Source organism: Ruegeria sp. BHSB064 (assembly GCF_059613205.1).
On the sequence record NZ_JBXWSB010000017.1, the window covers coordinates 15,614 to 30,425 of the forward strand.

The 14,812-nt window shown below is 57.3% G+C and carries 15 protein-coding genes; 3 read left to right on the top strand and 12 right to left on the bottom strand.

The window, feature by feature from the left end:
• Nucleotide 1: 1 nt before the first annotated feature.
• The 10 genes from phoU to AC2FNU_RS06325 all read right to left on the bottom strand — a co-directional run bounded on the left by phoU (nucleotide 2) and on the right by AC2FNU_RS06325 (nucleotide 9,008).
• Nucleotides 2–703, bottom strand: coding sequence for a phosphate signaling complex protein PhoU (gene phoU / locus AC2FNU_RS06280; protein ID WP_171183636.1), 702 nt, complete (start codon nucleotides 701–703; stop codon nucleotides 2–4).
• A gap of 16 nt (nucleotides 704–719) precedes the next feature.
• Nucleotides 720–1,517, bottom strand: a complete 798-nt coding sequence (gene pstB, locus AC2FNU_RS06285) for a phosphate ABC transporter ATP-binding protein PstB (RefSeq protein WP_171090042.1) — start codon at nucleotides 1,515–1,517, stop codon at nucleotides 720–722.
• A gap of 12 nt (nucleotides 1,518–1,529) precedes the next feature.
• Nucleotides 1,530–2,861, bottom strand: a complete 1,332-nt coding sequence (gene pstA, locus AC2FNU_RS06290) for a phosphate ABC transporter permease PstA (RefSeq protein WP_496786168.1) — start codon at nucleotides 2,859–2,861, stop codon at nucleotides 1,530–1,532.
• Nucleotides 2,858–4,330 carry a phosphate ABC transporter permease subunit PstC gene (gene pstC, locus AC2FNU_RS06295; protein ID WP_496786170.1) on the bottom strand — a complete coding sequence of 491 codons (1,473 nt, stop codon included), beginning with the start codon at nucleotides 4,328–4,330 and terminating at the stop codon, nucleotides 2,858–2,860. Before pstC ends, pstA begins: the two co-directional genes overlap by 4 nt.
• Before the next feature lie 93 nt (nucleotides 4,331–4,423).
• The gene (locus tag AC2FNU_RS06300) at nucleotides 4,424–5,464 is read right to left on the bottom strand and encodes a substrate-binding domain-containing protein (protein ID WP_480798992.1); all 1,041 of its coding nucleotides are present in this window, start codon (nucleotides 5,462–5,464) and stop codon (nucleotides 4,424–4,426) included.
• A gap of 193 nt (nucleotides 5,465–5,657) precedes the next feature.
• On the bottom strand, nucleotides 5,658–6,704 hold the full coding sequence (locus AC2FNU_RS06305; protein ID WP_496786175.1) for a sensor histidine kinase: 1,047 nt from the start codon (nucleotides 6,702–6,704) through the stop codon (nucleotides 5,658–5,660).
• A gap of 28 nt (nucleotides 6,705–6,732) precedes the next feature.
• Complete coding sequence (locus AC2FNU_RS06310) at nucleotides 6,733–7,257, bottom strand: gamma carbonic anhydrase family protein (RefSeq protein ID WP_496786178.1); 525 nt, start codon at nucleotides 7,255–7,257, stop codon at nucleotides 6,733–6,735.
• Nucleotides 7,254–7,895, bottom strand: coding sequence for a guanylate kinase (gene gmk, locus AC2FNU_RS06315; protein WP_496786283.1), 642 nt, complete (start codon nucleotides 7,893–7,895; stop codon nucleotides 7,254–7,256). The genes AC2FNU_RS06310 and gmk overlap by 4 nt, the downstream gene beginning before the upstream one ends.
• A gap of 17 nt (nucleotides 7,896–7,912) precedes the next feature.
• Nucleotides 7,913–8,803: a YicC/YloC family endoribonuclease gene (locus AC2FNU_RS06320; RefSeq protein ID WP_496786180.1), complete on the bottom strand. Its 891-nt coding sequence runs from the start codon at nucleotides 8,801–8,803 to the stop codon at nucleotides 7,913–7,915.
• A 28-nt stretch (nucleotides 8,804–8,831) separates the two neighbouring features.
• On the bottom strand, nucleotides 8,832–9,008 hold the full coding sequence (locus AC2FNU_RS06325; protein WP_496786182.1) for a hypothetical protein: 177 nt from the start codon (nucleotides 9,006–9,008) through the stop codon (nucleotides 8,832–8,834).
• Between the two features lie 39 nt (nucleotides 9,009–9,047).
• On the opposite strand from AC2FNU_RS06325, the gene AC2FNU_RS06330 reads away from it, so the two are divergent.
• Nucleotides 9,048–9,722: a PAS domain-containing protein gene (locus AC2FNU_RS06330; protein WP_496786184.1), complete on the top strand. Its 675-nt coding sequence runs from the start codon at nucleotides 9,048–9,050 to the stop codon at nucleotides 9,720–9,722.
• A gap of 60 nt (nucleotides 9,723–9,782) precedes the next feature.
• Here AC2FNU_RS06330 and AC2FNU_RS06335 read toward each other — a convergent pair whose 3' ends face one another.
• Complete coding sequence (locus AC2FNU_RS06335) at nucleotides 9,783–11,153, bottom strand: class II 3-deoxy-7-phosphoheptulonate synthase (protein ID WP_496786186.1); 1,371 nt, start codon at nucleotides 11,151–11,153, stop codon at nucleotides 9,783–9,785.
• Nucleotides 11,154–11,322: 169 nt separating this feature from the next.
• Here AC2FNU_RS06335 and AC2FNU_RS06340 point away from each other — a divergent pair, with 169 nt between their 5' ends.
• On the top strand, nucleotides 11,323–12,327 hold the full coding sequence (locus AC2FNU_RS06340) for a GlxA family transcriptional regulator (protein ID WP_496786187.1): 1,005 nt from the start codon (nucleotides 11,323–11,325) through the stop codon (nucleotides 12,325–12,327).
• On the opposite strand, the gene AC2FNU_RS06345 is transcribed toward AC2FNU_RS06340, so the two are convergent.
• Complete coding sequence (locus tag AC2FNU_RS06345) at nucleotides 12,324–13,421, bottom strand: PQQ-dependent sugar dehydrogenase (RefSeq protein ID WP_496786189.1); 1,098 nt, start codon at nucleotides 13,419–13,421, stop codon at nucleotides 12,324–12,326. The two genes, AC2FNU_RS06340 and AC2FNU_RS06345, sit on opposite strands and share 4 nt — an antisense overlap.
• A 155-nt stretch (nucleotides 13,422–13,576) precedes the next feature.
• On the opposite strand from AC2FNU_RS06345, the gene AC2FNU_RS06350 reads away from it, so the two are divergent.
• Nucleotides 13,577–14,758, top strand: a complete 1,182-nt coding sequence (locus AC2FNU_RS06350) for an ABC transporter substrate-binding protein (protein ID WP_496786193.1) — start codon at nucleotides 13,577–13,579, stop codon at nucleotides 14,756–14,758.
• The last annotated feature ends 54 nt before the right edge of the window (nucleotides 14,759–14,812 follow it).

Sequence of the window (14,812 nt, forward strand, 5' to 3'; positions counted from 1 at the left end):
CCTACACGGTTTGCGACGTGGTGTCGGCCTTGGGTCGAGCCTCGGTTGGGCGTTCCCCGGTAACCAGATAAACCACCTGCTCGGCAATCGAGGTGACGTGATCGCCCATGCGCTCGATGTTCTTGGCGATGAAATGCAGGTGCATACAGGACGAGATATTGCGCGGATCCTCAGCCATGAAGGTCAGGAACTCACGGAACAGCCCATTATACATCTGATCGACCTCTTCATCACGGTTGATGACATCAGTGGCCAGTTCGGCGTCGCGCTGAATATAGGCGTCCAGCGCATCGCGCAGCATCCGTTCGACCTCGCGTGCCATGCGCCGCAGGGCTGCGGCACTTCCGTTGATCTCGCCCGCATCGACCAGCACCGTGGTACGTTTGGCGATGTTCTTGGCATAGTCACCGATCCGCTCGAGGTTGCCCGAGACTTTCAGGACGGACAGCACCAAGCGCAAATCGCTGGCTGTTGGCGCACGCAATGCGATCAGGCGTGCGGTTTCTTCGTCGATGATGTCTTCCAGCGCATCGATGGCTTTGTCGCCCTGCCGCACTTCTTGCGCCAGTTCCACATCGCGGGTCTCTAACGAGCGCGCGGCGCTCATGATGGCGGCTTCGACAAGGCCGCCCATCTTCATGATATGCGCTTGGATCGCCTCGAGATCGCGATCGAATACGGATGCAATATGTTGTTCGCTCATTGTCAAATACCTGAACTCAGCCGATACGGCCGGTGATGTAGCTTTCCGTGCGCGGATCTACGGGGTTGGTAAAGATCTGTCCGGTTTCCCCGAACTCGACCAGATTGCCCAGATGGAAGAAGGCGGTTTTCTGACTGACCCGTGCGGCCTGCTGCATCGAGTGGGTCACGATCACAACCGAATAGCGCGAGCGCAGTTCGTCAATCAGTTCTTCGACTTGCGCGGTTGCAATCGGGTCCAGAGCTGAGCAAGGCTCGTCCATCAGCAGAACTTCCGGTTCAGTGGCTACGGCGCGGGCGATGCACAGACGCTGTTGCTGACCACCCGACAGACCTGTGCCGGGCGCGTCCAAGCGGTCTTTGACTTCGTCCCAGATCGCGCCACGACGCAGGGATTTTTCAACGATTTCATCCAGTTCAGCCTTGTTCTTTGCAAGGCCGTGAATGCGTGGGCCATAAGCCACGTTGTCATAGATCGACTTGGGGAACGGGTTCGGCTTTTGGAACACCATGCCCACCTTGGCGCGCAACTGAACCGGGTCGACGCGTTTGTCATAGATGTCTTCGCCGTCCAGAAGGATATCGCCTTCGACCCGGCAGATGTCGATGGTGTCATTCATCCGGTTCAGACAGCGCAGAAACGTGGATTTGCCGCAGCCCGACGGGCCGATAAAGGCGGTCACAGTCTTGTCTTCAATCGCGACATCCACGTCTTTGATGGCGTGAGTGTCGCCGTAATAGACCTGAACCTTTTTGGCGTTGATCTTGATGTCTTTGGAGTCCACGGCTCTCTCCACTCGTGTCATGTCGTTCATTGTTGCCCCCTCTTACCAGCGGCGTTCAAAGCGGCGGCGCAGGATGATTGCGATGATATTCATGGTCAGCAGGAACATCAAAAGGATGATAATGCCGCCCCAGGCTTTCTCGTAGAACCCAACATCGGCGCGCGCGGCCCATGTGTAAATCTGCGCAGGCATGGCCGAGTTCGGCTCGGTAAAGCCAGCGACGAAGCCATCGGGATATCCGCGCGCCACAAAGCCCACCATGCCGATCAGAAGCAATGGTGCGGTCTCGCCCAGGGCTTGCGCCAGACCAATGATGGTGCCGGTCAGAATCCCCGGTGCGGCCAGCGGCAGAACGTGGTGGAACACGGCCTGCATTTTTGAGGCCCCTACCCCCAACGCCGCGTCACGGATCGACGGCGGAACCGCCTTCAGTGAAGCCCGGGTTGAGATGATGATCGTCGGCAACGTCATAAGGGTCAGCACCAGACCACCGACCAAAGGCGCCGATTGCGGCAGATGCATAAACTGGATGAACACAGCCAGACCCAGAATTCCGAACACAATCGACGGAACAGCGGCGAGGTTCGAGATGTTCACCTCAATCAGATCCGTAAACCGGTTCTGCGGCGCGAATTCCTCAAGATAGATCGAAGCAGCAACACCGATGGGCAATGACAGCGCCAACACCACCAGCATCATGAAGAACGAACCTACAACCGAGGCCCCTATGCCCGCCCCTCCGGGGTTGTCCACGCCCGAGTCTGCACCTGTAATGAAGGGCCAATTAAATGCCTGTTTGATGATACCTGCCTCTTTCAGGGCATCGACCAGATCCAGATCGCTGAGCTGCAGGAAGCGGCTGTCTTGCAGGGTGTCACGCGAAACGCGACCCTTGAAGTATCCGTCAACCCGGCTTGACGCGGCCAGATCGAACTGTACCGGTTCGCCCAATTTGTCTGGGTTGTCTGCGTAAAAGGTTCGGATCGTGCCACCGACTTTACCCAAAAGACGCTCGATTGCGGCCTCATCGAAATCGACGGTGACACCGCTTTCGGACAACTGCTCGTTCAGCGCCCCGATAAAGAGGTCGGAATAGGCTTTGGTCTTGAACAGAGTGCCTTCCGCTTCGTCGCGTTGTGCCGGCGACAGGGTGAACTCGACGCTCACAACGGTGCGCTGAAAGGCCGGGATGCCCTGCGACAGGATCGAAGCGAACAGCACGATCAGAAAGAAAAGCCCGGTCGCGATTGCAACGATGCCGTAGGCCCGGAAGCGTTTTTCTGCATTCGCACGTTTCTTTGTCCGCGCGTCCGTGGCCATCAACGAAGTCGCGTGGCGGTTCGTGTTCGGGCTATCCATGCTTGCGTCGGTCATTCGTACTGCTCCCGATACTTACGCACGATGTAGAGGGCAAAAACGTTGAGCCCCAGCGTGAGGATGAAAAGGGTCATGCCAAGGGCAAAGGCGACAAGCGCCTCGGGCGATGCGAAATCCGCGTCGCCGGTCAGCTGGCTGACGATTTTGGCGGTGACGGTTGTCATCGCTTCAAAAGGATTGAGGCTGAGCCGGGCGGCGGCCCCTGCCCCCAAAACCACGATCATGGTTTCACCGATGGCGCGTGATGCTGCCAGCAGGATCGCACCCACGATACCGGGCAATGCGGCCGGAAGAACAACCTGTCGGATGGTCTCGGACTGGGTCGCACCCAAGCCGTAAGATCCGTCGCGCATCGCCTGCGGCACCGCGTTGATGATGTCATCGGACAGAGACGAGACAAATGGGATCAGCATGATGCCCATGACAATACCGGCGGTCATTACGGCTGTACCTGCCTTCATCCAGCCCAAGCCGTTGTCGCCGAACACGTCCAGCAAAAGCGGACCGACGGTCAACAGGGCAAACAGGCCGTAAACGATGGTCGGGATTCCGGCCAGAACCTCAAGCAGCGGCTTTGCGACTGAGCGCACGCGGGATGAAGCGTATTCGCTGAGGTAAATCGCGGCAAACAGTCCGATGGGCACAGCCACCAATAAAGCCACCAGCGAGATGTAGAACGTGCCCCACAGCAGAGGGATGATCCCCAGATCCGACGCGCCACCGCGGCCCGAGAAGCTGGGCGCCCAGGTTGTCCCAAAGAAGAAGTCAGACGCGGGATAGAGCTTGAAGAACTCCCACGTGTTGAACACCAGCGACAGAACGATTCCGATGGTCGTCAGAATGGCAATAGAGGCCGCCGCCAAAAGCAGAAAGCGGATCCCCTGCTCGACCACGTTGCGGGCACGATAGTCGGAATGTGTCTGAATCCAGCTGATCGCGGCACCGATCAGAGCGACCAGAATGACAGCACCCGTCATGATCGCGTAACCGGTTGAATTCATGGTGCGGTAGCTTTGTGCAGCCCGCAGAACCGGTTGAGTGATTTCAGACGTCACCACCTGCCCGGCATCTTTCAGCCGCTGCGTCACGTCGGTTACGTCAGCGCGCGCGTTGCGGGCCTGATCTTCCGAGAGCAACCCGGCCGCCACAGCGTTGTTCAGCCCGTCCGCCGTGCGGCGAACCTCGGCCATAACAAGGCTCAGTGACGAGCCTTCTTTAACGGAAGTCTCCGGGATCATTTCGGAAACCTGAGACGACACGTATAGCGGCTGCGCCAGCAGCCAAATGATCAGCAGACCAAAGGCGGGTACGATCGCTTTGAGGGCTACATTTGCGCCGTAGTAAGTTGGCAGCGAGTGCAGGTTCCTGCTGTCTCCGCCTGCGCTTTGCAAGGCGCGTGCGCGTCCTGACACATAACCGACTGCGGCGATCGCAAGCACGATCAGAAAGAGCCATAGTATCGGCATGACACCCCCGTAAGGTCTTGGCTGGGAATTTCGGAAAACACAGTTGGGGGCGGCATAAGCTGCCGCCCCCGGTCATTCAAGCCAAAGGCGGGATTAGCTGCCCGAACCCATGGTGACTTCGTTTGCAATCGCGTCCTGGGTCTTAGCCAGCTCAGGATCCGCAACCAGACCATAGTTGGCCAGAGGGCCGGAACCGCCTGCGATTTCGTCAGCAGTAAAGAACTGTGCGTATTCTTTCAGGCCAGGGATCACGCCGATATGTGCTTTTTTGACGTAGAAGAACAGCGGGCGCGACACAGGGTATTCACCCGAGGCGATGGTCTCGGTCGAAGGTGCGATACCGCCCATGGTGGCCACTTTCAGCTTGTCGGTGTTGTTCTCATAGAACGCCAGACCAAACACGCCGATGCCGTTGGGGTTGGTGTCGATACGCGCCAGAGTTTCGGTGTAGTCGCCGTCGATGTCGACCGACTTACCGTCGGTGCGGACGTCCAGGCACGCGTCTTCGGCGTCATCTTCGCTCATGCCGCCTGCAACCATGGCTTCCATGGCGCCAGTGGCTTCACAGCCTTCCAGCAGAACTTTGTCTTCGAACACTTCACGGGTGCCGTGCTTGGTGCCCGGGATGAACATCGCGATTTCAACATCCGGCAGATCGGCGTTGAATTCGGCCCAGCTGTTGAAGCTGTTGTCGACCAATGCGCCGTCTTTCATGACTTTCGAACCGATGGCGTTGTAGATGTCAGCAGGCTCGAAAGCAGTGAAGGCAGGGCCCGACTGCTGGCTGGCAAATACGATGCCGTCATAGCCGATGCGGACTTCCATGATGTCGGTCACGCCGTTTTCGGCACAGGCTTTGATTTCTTTTTCGCGGATGGCACGCGATGCGTTTGCAACGTCGATGGTGTTTTCGCCAACACCCTCACAGAAACGCTTCAGACCGGCCGAAGAGCCACCGGATTCTACAACCGGGGTCGGGAAATCGGTGTTTTCACCGAACAGTTCAGCAACAATCGAAGCATACGGCAGAACGGTCGACGAACCGGCAACCTGTACGTTGTCACGGGCAGCAGCAGTGGTTGCCGATACGGCAGCAATTGCCAGCGCAGAAGCCGACAGTTTGACAAAGGACATTTCAGTCTCCCTGAAAAGGTATGTTTGATCACCCCCATGATGATCCTGCGCGAACCCCTAGGCCGCGTGCGTAAGCCTTTTGTGACAAGTGTGTAACGGTTTTATGACAACCCGCGTTTTGTAACGCTTTACCTGTCGTAAAGTGATCCGGCTTTGCGAACAGAAGCTGCGCGAAACCTAGCCCGACACGGTGTCACCGTGGCAAAATCACCGTAAAAACAGAGCCTTTACCCAACTCACTTTCAACACGCAGCCGTCCCCGGTGGCGATTGACGATATGCTTGACGATGGCAAGCCCAAGTCCGGTTCCACCCAATTGTCGGGATCTGTGGCTGTCCGCGCGATAGAATCGCTCGGTCAGTCGTGGCAGGTGAATCGGATCAATACCGGGGCCCCGGTCGATGACTTGTACGCGCACAGAAGGGCCCCGCATCGCTGTGTCCCGATCCATAGACAGAACGCGAACCAAAACATTTCCGCCGCTGCCGCCATATTTTATGCCGTTCTCGATCAGGTTGGTGAAAACCTGACGCAGCTGGTCGCTGTCGCCGGTCACAGACACCGGACCGTCCTGAGCTTCAAGCGTCAGGTTAACGCCTGCATCCTCGGCAAGCGGACGAACCGAATTCAGAATGGATTGTAACAGCCCGGTAAGTTCCAGTTGCTCACTGGGTCGCACGCGTTCTTCGCTTTCAACGCGGTTGAGGGACAACAGATCGCCCACCAAACGGTTCATCCGGTTGGCTTCATCCGTCATGATCTGAAGAAACCGGTCGCGCGCGCCGGGATCATCCCGCGCCGGTCCACGCAGGGTTTCGATGAAACCCATCAACGCAGTCAGTGGAGTGCGCAGCTCGTGACTGACATTGGCCACGAAATCCCGACGCATTTGACTGGCATGTTCCAGATGGGTGATGTCCTGAAACGTGGCCAGGATGGCGCCACCGGACACGGCCCCAATCCCGTTCATGTAGCGGCACTCAACCTCGAATGTCGTGTCCTGCGCGCCGTCATTGGACAGGTGACGCGTCTTTTTTGTGCTTTTGGACAGAAGGCTTTGTTCAATAGCCTCCAAAACCTGAGGTTGCCGCAGGATCGTGGCGAAATGCCGCCCGACTATATTTTGGCCAAGCAAGGTCGTTGCATCGGTATTGGCGGCAATGATCCGCTCTGTCTGATCCACCATCAGCGCAGGCATCGGAATAGCACGGACAAATTCGTCTAACAGGTTGGTGGACATGACTTACATCTCAATTGGCCCGGACGCCTTACGAGACGGGTTTTAAAGTTTTGCGAAACTTGCGCATGTTTTCCTGATAATGCAGCGCACTAAGGGTAATACGCTGCGCCCCTGCCTCGTCCAACTGTCGCACGACCTTGCCCGGCGCGCCCATGACAAGCGAGTTATCTGGAATTTCCTTGCCCTCGGTGATCAGGGCCCCTGCCCCAATCAGGCAATTCCGCCCGATCTTGGCACCGTTCAGAACAATCGCGCCCATGCCGATCAAAGAGTTGTCGCCAATGGTGCAACCGTGCAGCATCACCTTGTGCCCAATTGTGCAGTTTGCACCGATGGTCAATGGAAAGCCCGCATCGATATGCATGACGCAGTTTTCCTGAACATTGCTGCCTGCGCCGACGCGGATTTCCTCGTGGTCAGCGCGGATCGTGCAGCCAAACCAAACCGAAGCCCCCTGTTCCAGCACCACCTTGCCGATCAGGTTGGCATCAGGCGCGACCCATGTGTCCTCGTGAATCTCTGGCGTGTGATCTCCCAGCGCGTAAATGGTCATGACAGGCCCTCGAACTCATTTTGCAGTTTGCGCACATGCTGTTGCAGCTTTGGTTGCTGGATACGGCGCATACGTTCGGCGCTGACAATGGTCTTCAGCTTTTCTTCGGTCGCCTCAAGATCGTCATTGATCAGGACATAGTCGTAATAGCCCCAGTGGCTGATCTCATCCCAACTTTTAAGCATCCGCTTACCGATAACATCATCGGTGTCCTGACCGCGGGTCTCAAGACGGCGGCGCAGTTCGCGGATCGACGGTGGCAGGATAAAGATCGACAGGGCGTGTTTGCCGAGGTCAGAGTTTCTGATCTGCACCTCACCTTGCCAGTCCACGTCGAACAGAACGTCCTTGCCGGTGTTGATCGACTTGCGCACGGGGTCAGCGGGTGAGCCGTAGAAGTTTCCAAAAACATGGGCGTGCTCCAGCATCTGCCCTTCGGCCACGTGTTGCTTGAACTCGTCCTCTGACAGAAAGAAATACTCGCGCCCATGTTCTTCGCCGGGGCGCGGTGCGCGGGTCGTGGCCGAGATCGAGAATTCCAGATCCGTATCCCAGGCCATCAGCCGTTTGGCCAATGTGGATTTGCCCGCCCCGGACGGAGATGACAGGATGATTAAAAGGCCGCGGCGATCCGCCATGTCAGTTGTTCCCATACTCATTCTACGTTCTGCACTTGCTCGCGCATTTGATCGATTACCGCCTTAAGCTCAAGCCCAACAGCCGTCAGGTCCGAGCTTTGGGCTTTTGAACACAGTGTGTTGGCCTCACGGTTGAACTCCTGCATCAGGAAATCCAGCTTACGGCCCACGACACCGTTCTGCCCCAACAAGTTGCGTGCGGCTGTGACATGCGCGGTCAATCGGTCAATCTCTTCCGTGATATCAGCTTTGACGGCGATCATGGCGAGTTCTTGTGCCACGCGCTCGGGGTCTGCACCCTGAGAATTGTCCAGAACCCGGGCCAGATTCTCCCGTAGGGCTTCTGCCATTTTGTCCTTGCGCTGCTCCGCCAGTTCGGACGCCTTCGCGGTCAGCGTGGCGACCTGATCCAGTTGCGTGATCAGGACAGCCGCCAGGGCTTCGCCTTCAGCCCGGCGCATGTCAAGGAACGCGCTAACGAGGGTGTCAAATTCAGCTGTAAGATGCGCAACCAACGGGCTTGGATCATCTGCGCACGAACCTGCATCCAGCATCCCTTTTAAGGCCAACAGGTCCGATGCCCGCGTTGGTGCCAGAGAAATTCCGCGCGACGCCGCCATTTGCTGTGTCTGTTCAAGCGCGGTCAGGGCCTCGGTCATGGCGGTTTCATTCAGGATCAGGTCCGGGGCCGAGTCCTCGCGGCTCAGACGCATCGACAGAGTAACATTCCCGCGGCTGAGGGATTTGGACAGTTTAGCCCTCAGCGCGGCCTCTAAGCCCGTCAACCAATCGGGCACGCGCAGGCGCATATCAAGGCCCTTGCCGTTGACGCTGCGCAGTTCCCACGTCCAGCTATGTGGCCCGTGCTGCCCCTTTCCCGAGGCAAACCCGGTCATGGATCTGATCATAACTGCCCTTTCTCGTGGATCTGCAACCTCAAACATCTGCTGCACCTAATGCCATCGGCCGGTGCAGAGCAAGTATTTGCTGACGCGGCATTTGTTTGATGCGGGTTAACCATTCGTTAAAGAATTGCTCCAAAATTGAATTAACCCGAGTCAAACTGCCCAAAGCAATGGTTTGCAGGCCGCGGATGCTCCCGATGTGTTGCATTTTAGGAAAATGGCGGCCTTTTGGCGTAAGGGTGAGAAGATGAAAACCTTTTTCGGGATTGGTTCCGGGTCAGAATTTGGAAAGATCGTCGCAATGGATCGCTTTGACAATGGGCGCAGCCTTTCGCCGATCCGCCAGGCCGAGGCGTATTGGACCGCTTTGCTGAACGGTGACAGCGTTCCCATGCGCTCTCAGATCGATCCGCGCGGCTTGGAAAACATTCTGGAATTCACGTTTATACTGGAACGCATCGCACCCGGCCTTGCCCGGTTTCGTCTGGCCGGAAGCCATTTGAATGCGCTTGCGGGGATGGAGGTGCGGGGCATGCCCATGACCGCATTCTTTCAGCCCGATGATCGGGCGGATGTTAAAGACGTGCTCGAACAAGTGTTCGCTGCGCCCGCAGTTGCAGAGTTGGGGCTGATCTCGGGCGGAATAATGGGTCGCGCACGGATGCAGGCCCGGATGATCCTGCTGCCGCTGAAAAGTGATCTTGGCGATGTCAGCCGCGTTTTGGGTGTCATGGTCGCTGACGGGACCATTGGCAAAACACCTCGACGGTTCTCAATCTCGGCCACGCGGGTCAAGCCGGTTGCAGATATTCAGGTTCCAAGTCCGGCTGCACCACAACCGGTTCAGGGATTCGCGGAAGTTGAAGGCGAATTTAAACGCCCTGCCAATCACTTGCGATTGGTCGTGTCACGCGACGACTAACGTTTCCCAAACGAAAAACAGCGGACCAATGGCCCGCTGCTTCAATTGATTTACAACCGTTTAGCTGGCGGCGCGTTTGCTGCCGTTGCGGCGCAGGTTTGTCAGCTCTTCGGCCACAAGGAACGCCAGTTCCAGCGATTGCGACGCGTTCAGTCGCGGATCGCAGGCGGTGTGGTAACGATCCGACAGATCCTCTTCGGTCACGGCGCGGACGCCGCCTGTGCATTCGGTCACATCCAGACCGGTCATCTCGAAATGCACGCCGCCGGGGATGGTTCCTTCGGCCTGATGCACGCCAAAGAAGTCACGCACCTCACGCAGCACTGAATCAAACGGACGTGTCTTGTAACCCGTTGCCGATTTGATCGTGTTGCCGTGCATCGGGTCGCAGACCCAGGTAACTTTGGCGCCTTCTTCCTTCACGGCCTTGACCAGACGCGGCAGGTGCTCACCTGCTTTACCCGCACCAAAGCGCGCGATCAGGGTCAGACGACCCTCTTCGTTTTCGGGGTTCAGTTTGGACATCAGAACCTTGAGGTCTTCGGCAGTCGTTGTCGGACCGCATTTCAGACCAATCGGGTTCAGAACGCCACGGCAGAATTCCACATGAGCACCGTCCGGCTGACGGGTACGATCACCGATCCAGATCATATGGCCAGACCCTGCCAGCCAGTTGCCTGAGGTCGAATCCAGACGCGTCAAAGCCTCTTCATACTCAAGCAGCAGCCCTTCGTGGCTGGTGTAGAATTCGACAGTCGAAAACTCATGCGTGGTGTCCGCCGTAATTCCCGCCGCTTCCATGAAGTCGATGGTGTCCTGAATGCGATCCGCGATCTCGGAATATTTCTGCACATCCTGTTCATCGGTGAACCCAAGGGTCCAGGAATGAACCATGCTCATATCTGCGAAACCACCGGTCGAAAAGGCCCTCAGCAGGTTCAGAGTGGCCGCCGCCTGGGTGTAGGCCTGCAGCATCTTCTGAGGATTCGGAATCCGTGCTTCAGGTGTAAAGGCCAACTCGTTGATGATGTCACCGCGGTAGCTGGGCAGTTCCACACCATCCACGACCTCGGTTGGCGCACTGCGCGGCTTGGCAAACTGCCCCGCCATGCGGCCGACTTTGACCACCGGCACTTTTGCGCCATAGGTCAGAACCATTGCCATCTGCAGCATCACCTTAAAGGTGTCACGGATCGCATCCGCGCTGAATTGTTCAAAGCTTTCAGCACAATCCCCGCCTTGCAGCAGGAAGGCCTCGCCGCGACCGGCGGCACCCAGATGTTGTTTGAGACGCCGCGCCTCACCGGCAAAGACCAGCGGGGGATACTGTGAAAGCTGGGCCTCGACTTTGGCCAGAGCGGCCGCGTCGGTATAGTCTGGCATTTGAACCCGGGGCTTGTTGCGCCAGTTCGTTTTTTGCCATTCGGTCATAGCTTTGATCTCCGCTGAAGTGTTCAGGTGGCCTCTATACAAAAAGCTTTGAAGAGTGACCATATCCCATTTGCGCCTCTTGACGACGCAAACAAGCTTTGATCATGGTGAATTCTAAATCTGTCGCTGGATACGGTTGTTTTCAGCGCCGAAGTAAGGACAACCCGCCATGCAATTGCAACGCCAGGCAGTCACAGTGGAAGACGCTGAGGCCATCCCGCGCCACTATGTATTTGTTCTGCTGGACAAGTTTTCGTTGCTGTCTTTTGCCTCAGCCCTTGACAGTCTGCGGATCGCAAACCGCATGTCGAACCAAGAGCTTTATACATGGACACTGTCGGGCGAAGGCGGTGACAGCGTGACATGCTCTGCCGGAACCGAGTTCAAGCTGGATACGGATCTGGAAGAACTGCAACGCGATGATGTGGTTCTGATCTGCGGCGGCGTTGATGTTCAGACTGCAACCACCAAACGGGTTCTGAACTGGCTGCGGCGCGAAGCGCGCCGGGGTCTTCGAATCGGCGGGTTATGCACCGCAGCCTATACGCTGGCAAAAGCCGGTTTGCTCGACAACAAGAAGGCTACGATTCACTGGGAAAACTCGGACAGCTTCATCGAGGAATTTGACGAGGTTGAGTTGACGAAGTCGGTGTTCCAGATCGACGGCAGCCGCATGACAACGGCGGGCGGCACTTCCTCAATCGATTTGATGCTGAAACTGATTGCGGATGATTTTGGGGAAGATCTGGCAAATGCGGTGGCGGATCAGATGATCTATTCGTCGATCCGGACAGATCAGGACACGCAGCGCCTTTCGACACCGACCAGGATTGGTGTGCGCCATCCAAAGCTGAGCCAGGTTATCCTGATGATGGAAAAGAATATCGAAGAGCCGATTTCGCCTTCGATTCTGGCCAAAGATGTTGGAATGTCGACGCGACAGCTAGAGCGTCTTTTCCGCCGGTACCTTAGCCGTTCGCCCAAGCGGTATTACATGGAACTGCGTTTGCACAAAGCGCGGAACCTTTTGATGCAGACGGATATGAGTGTGATCAATGTGGCGCTTGCCTGCGGGTTTGCCTCGCCCAGCCATTTCTCAAAGTGTTACCGGGCGCATTACAACACCACCCCCTACCGTGAGCGTGGTGCGCAAAGCGGTCGGTTGTCTGTTTAGCCCTGTGGTGCCATTCGGTACACGGCACCCTGCCCAACCGAAATGAACCAGATCGATCCGTCCGGGGCCTCGACAATGTCGCGCACGCGCTCTGTCTCGGGGCCCTTGATCTGTTCGACTTCCCGAAGCGGGTTGCCTGCAAGTCGGGCTATATAGTCAAACTTCAGAGACCCGACAAAAATGTCGTCTTTCCACTGCGGCCAGAGTTTACCGGAATAGACCAGCAGACCAGAGGGCGCGATTGAGGGGTCCCAAAACAGTTCCGGTTGTTCCAATCCAGCCTTCGATGTGCCCTCGCCAATCTTTTGACCCGAATAATGCGTGCCGTAAGAAATGACGGGCCACCCATAGTTTCGACCTGCGCGTGGTTGGTTGACCTCATCCCCACCACGGGCACCATGTTCCGAAATCCATAGCCGCCCCCGCGCATCCAACGCGGCCCCCTGAGGGTTACGATGCCCAAAGGACCAGATTTCAGGTTTGACGTTAGATTGCCCGACGAATGGGTTGTCCGCTGGGATGGACCCATTCCGATTGATCCGAATGATCGAACCTATCGGAGTGGACCTGTCCTGCGCGCTGTCAGGCGCTCCGCGATCACCGATCGTGACAAACAGCGTTCCGTCCCGTGCCTCAACAACGCGGCTGCCAAAATGCCTGCCACCCGATCCGCCGGGCGTGGCCTCGTAGATGACGCGCGTATTTGTCAGGCGCTTTCCGTCTTCGGACAGTCTAGCCACAGCGACCGCCGTTCCAGCTCCGCGATTTTGAGGTTTTGAGAAGGTCAGGAGGACTTCGCGACTTTGCGCGAAATCGCGCGGGATCGTCACGTCCAGCAGGCCGCCCTGCCCCGAGGCCGCGACCTTTGGAACACCCCGCACAGCGTTGGCCTTGCCGTTCTTGACAAACAGCAGATCGCCATCCCGCTCGGTTACCAGGAACGCCCCGTCCGGCAAGATGCCCACCGCCCAAGGTGTATCCAGGCCGCCGACCATCTTTGTCAACGCAACACGCCCGGCGGATGTCGAAAGGGTCTGCGCCGCGGCTGAAACCGCGCTGAGCGTGATAAACAGAATCGTAAAGACGCGAAGCATGTTGGCCCCTTTCGTTGGCAATCAGGGAAGAATTTCCAACAAAACAGTTAGTTTCCTGATCAGCAAAAACACGTTTGCGTTAGGACTTTTCTTTTCCGGACAGCTTGCCTAGGGTCAGGACCAGAACAAAGATGTTCATAACAGGGAGTAACCGTATGAAAAAGCTGCTTACTGCAACTGCAGCAACCGCACTACTGGCTGGCGCGGCCATGGCCGACGACGTGAAACTGGGCATTCTGCTCGGCTTTACCGGCCCGATTGAATCGCTCGCGCCTGCTATGGGGGCCGGTGCCGAAATGGCGATTGCCGAAGTCAACGAGTCTGGCAAGTTCATGGATGGTGCTACTGTCGCCGGTATGCGTGCCGATACAGGTTGCATCGACAACGGCCTTTCCACCTCGAACGGTGAACGCATGATTGCGGATGGTGTCGCTGGTATCATTGGCGGCGATTGCTCAGGCGTGACCGGTGCGATCCTGCAGAACGTGGCCATTCCGAATGGCATGGTCATGATCTCGCCCTCGGCGACATCGCCGGGCCTGTCGACCATGGAAGACAACGGCCTGTTCTTCCGCACCGCCCCGTCGGATGCGCGTGAAGGTCAGGTGATGGCTGACATTCTCAAGGATCGTGGCATCAACTCGATCGCCCTGACCTACACCAACAACGACTACGGCAAAGGTCTGGCAGACGCGATTCAGGCGTCGTTCGAGGCCGCCGGAGGCGAAGTAACCATCGTAGCTGCACATGAAGACGGCAAGGCAGACTATTCTGCCGAAGTCGGCGCGCTGGCCTCTGCCGGTGGCGACATTCTGGTTGTTGCTGGCTATCTGGACCAGGGTGGTCTGGGCATCATCCAATCCTCGCTGGACAGCGGTGCGTTTGACACATTTGGTCTGCCCGGCGGCATGATCGGTGACTCGCTGCCTGCAAATGTCGGCCCTGATCTGAACGGCTCGTTTGGTCAGATCGCCGGGTCCGGTGGTGAAGGTGCCGAAAAGTACTTTGCCCTGGCTGAAGCTGCCGGTTTTGACGGCTCTTCGCCGTATTCGCCGGAATCCTATGACGCTGCTGCGCTGTTCATGTTCGCAATGCAGGCTGCGGGCTCGACCAATCCGGCCGACTACGCAAGCAAGGTTATGGAAGTGGCAAACGAGCCGGGTGAAAAGATTTATCCGGGTGAACTGGCCAAAGGATTGGAACTGCTGGCTGCTGGTCAGGACATCGACTATGTCGGCGCATCTGGCGTTGAGCTGATCGGCCCTGGTGAAAGCGCGGGTTCCTATCGCGAGATCGAAGTAACCGACGGCGAGAACAAGACCGTAAACTTCCGTTGATCAAACGTAAAATACCATAAAAACAAGCAGCCCGGGCCTTGTGTCCGGGCTGTT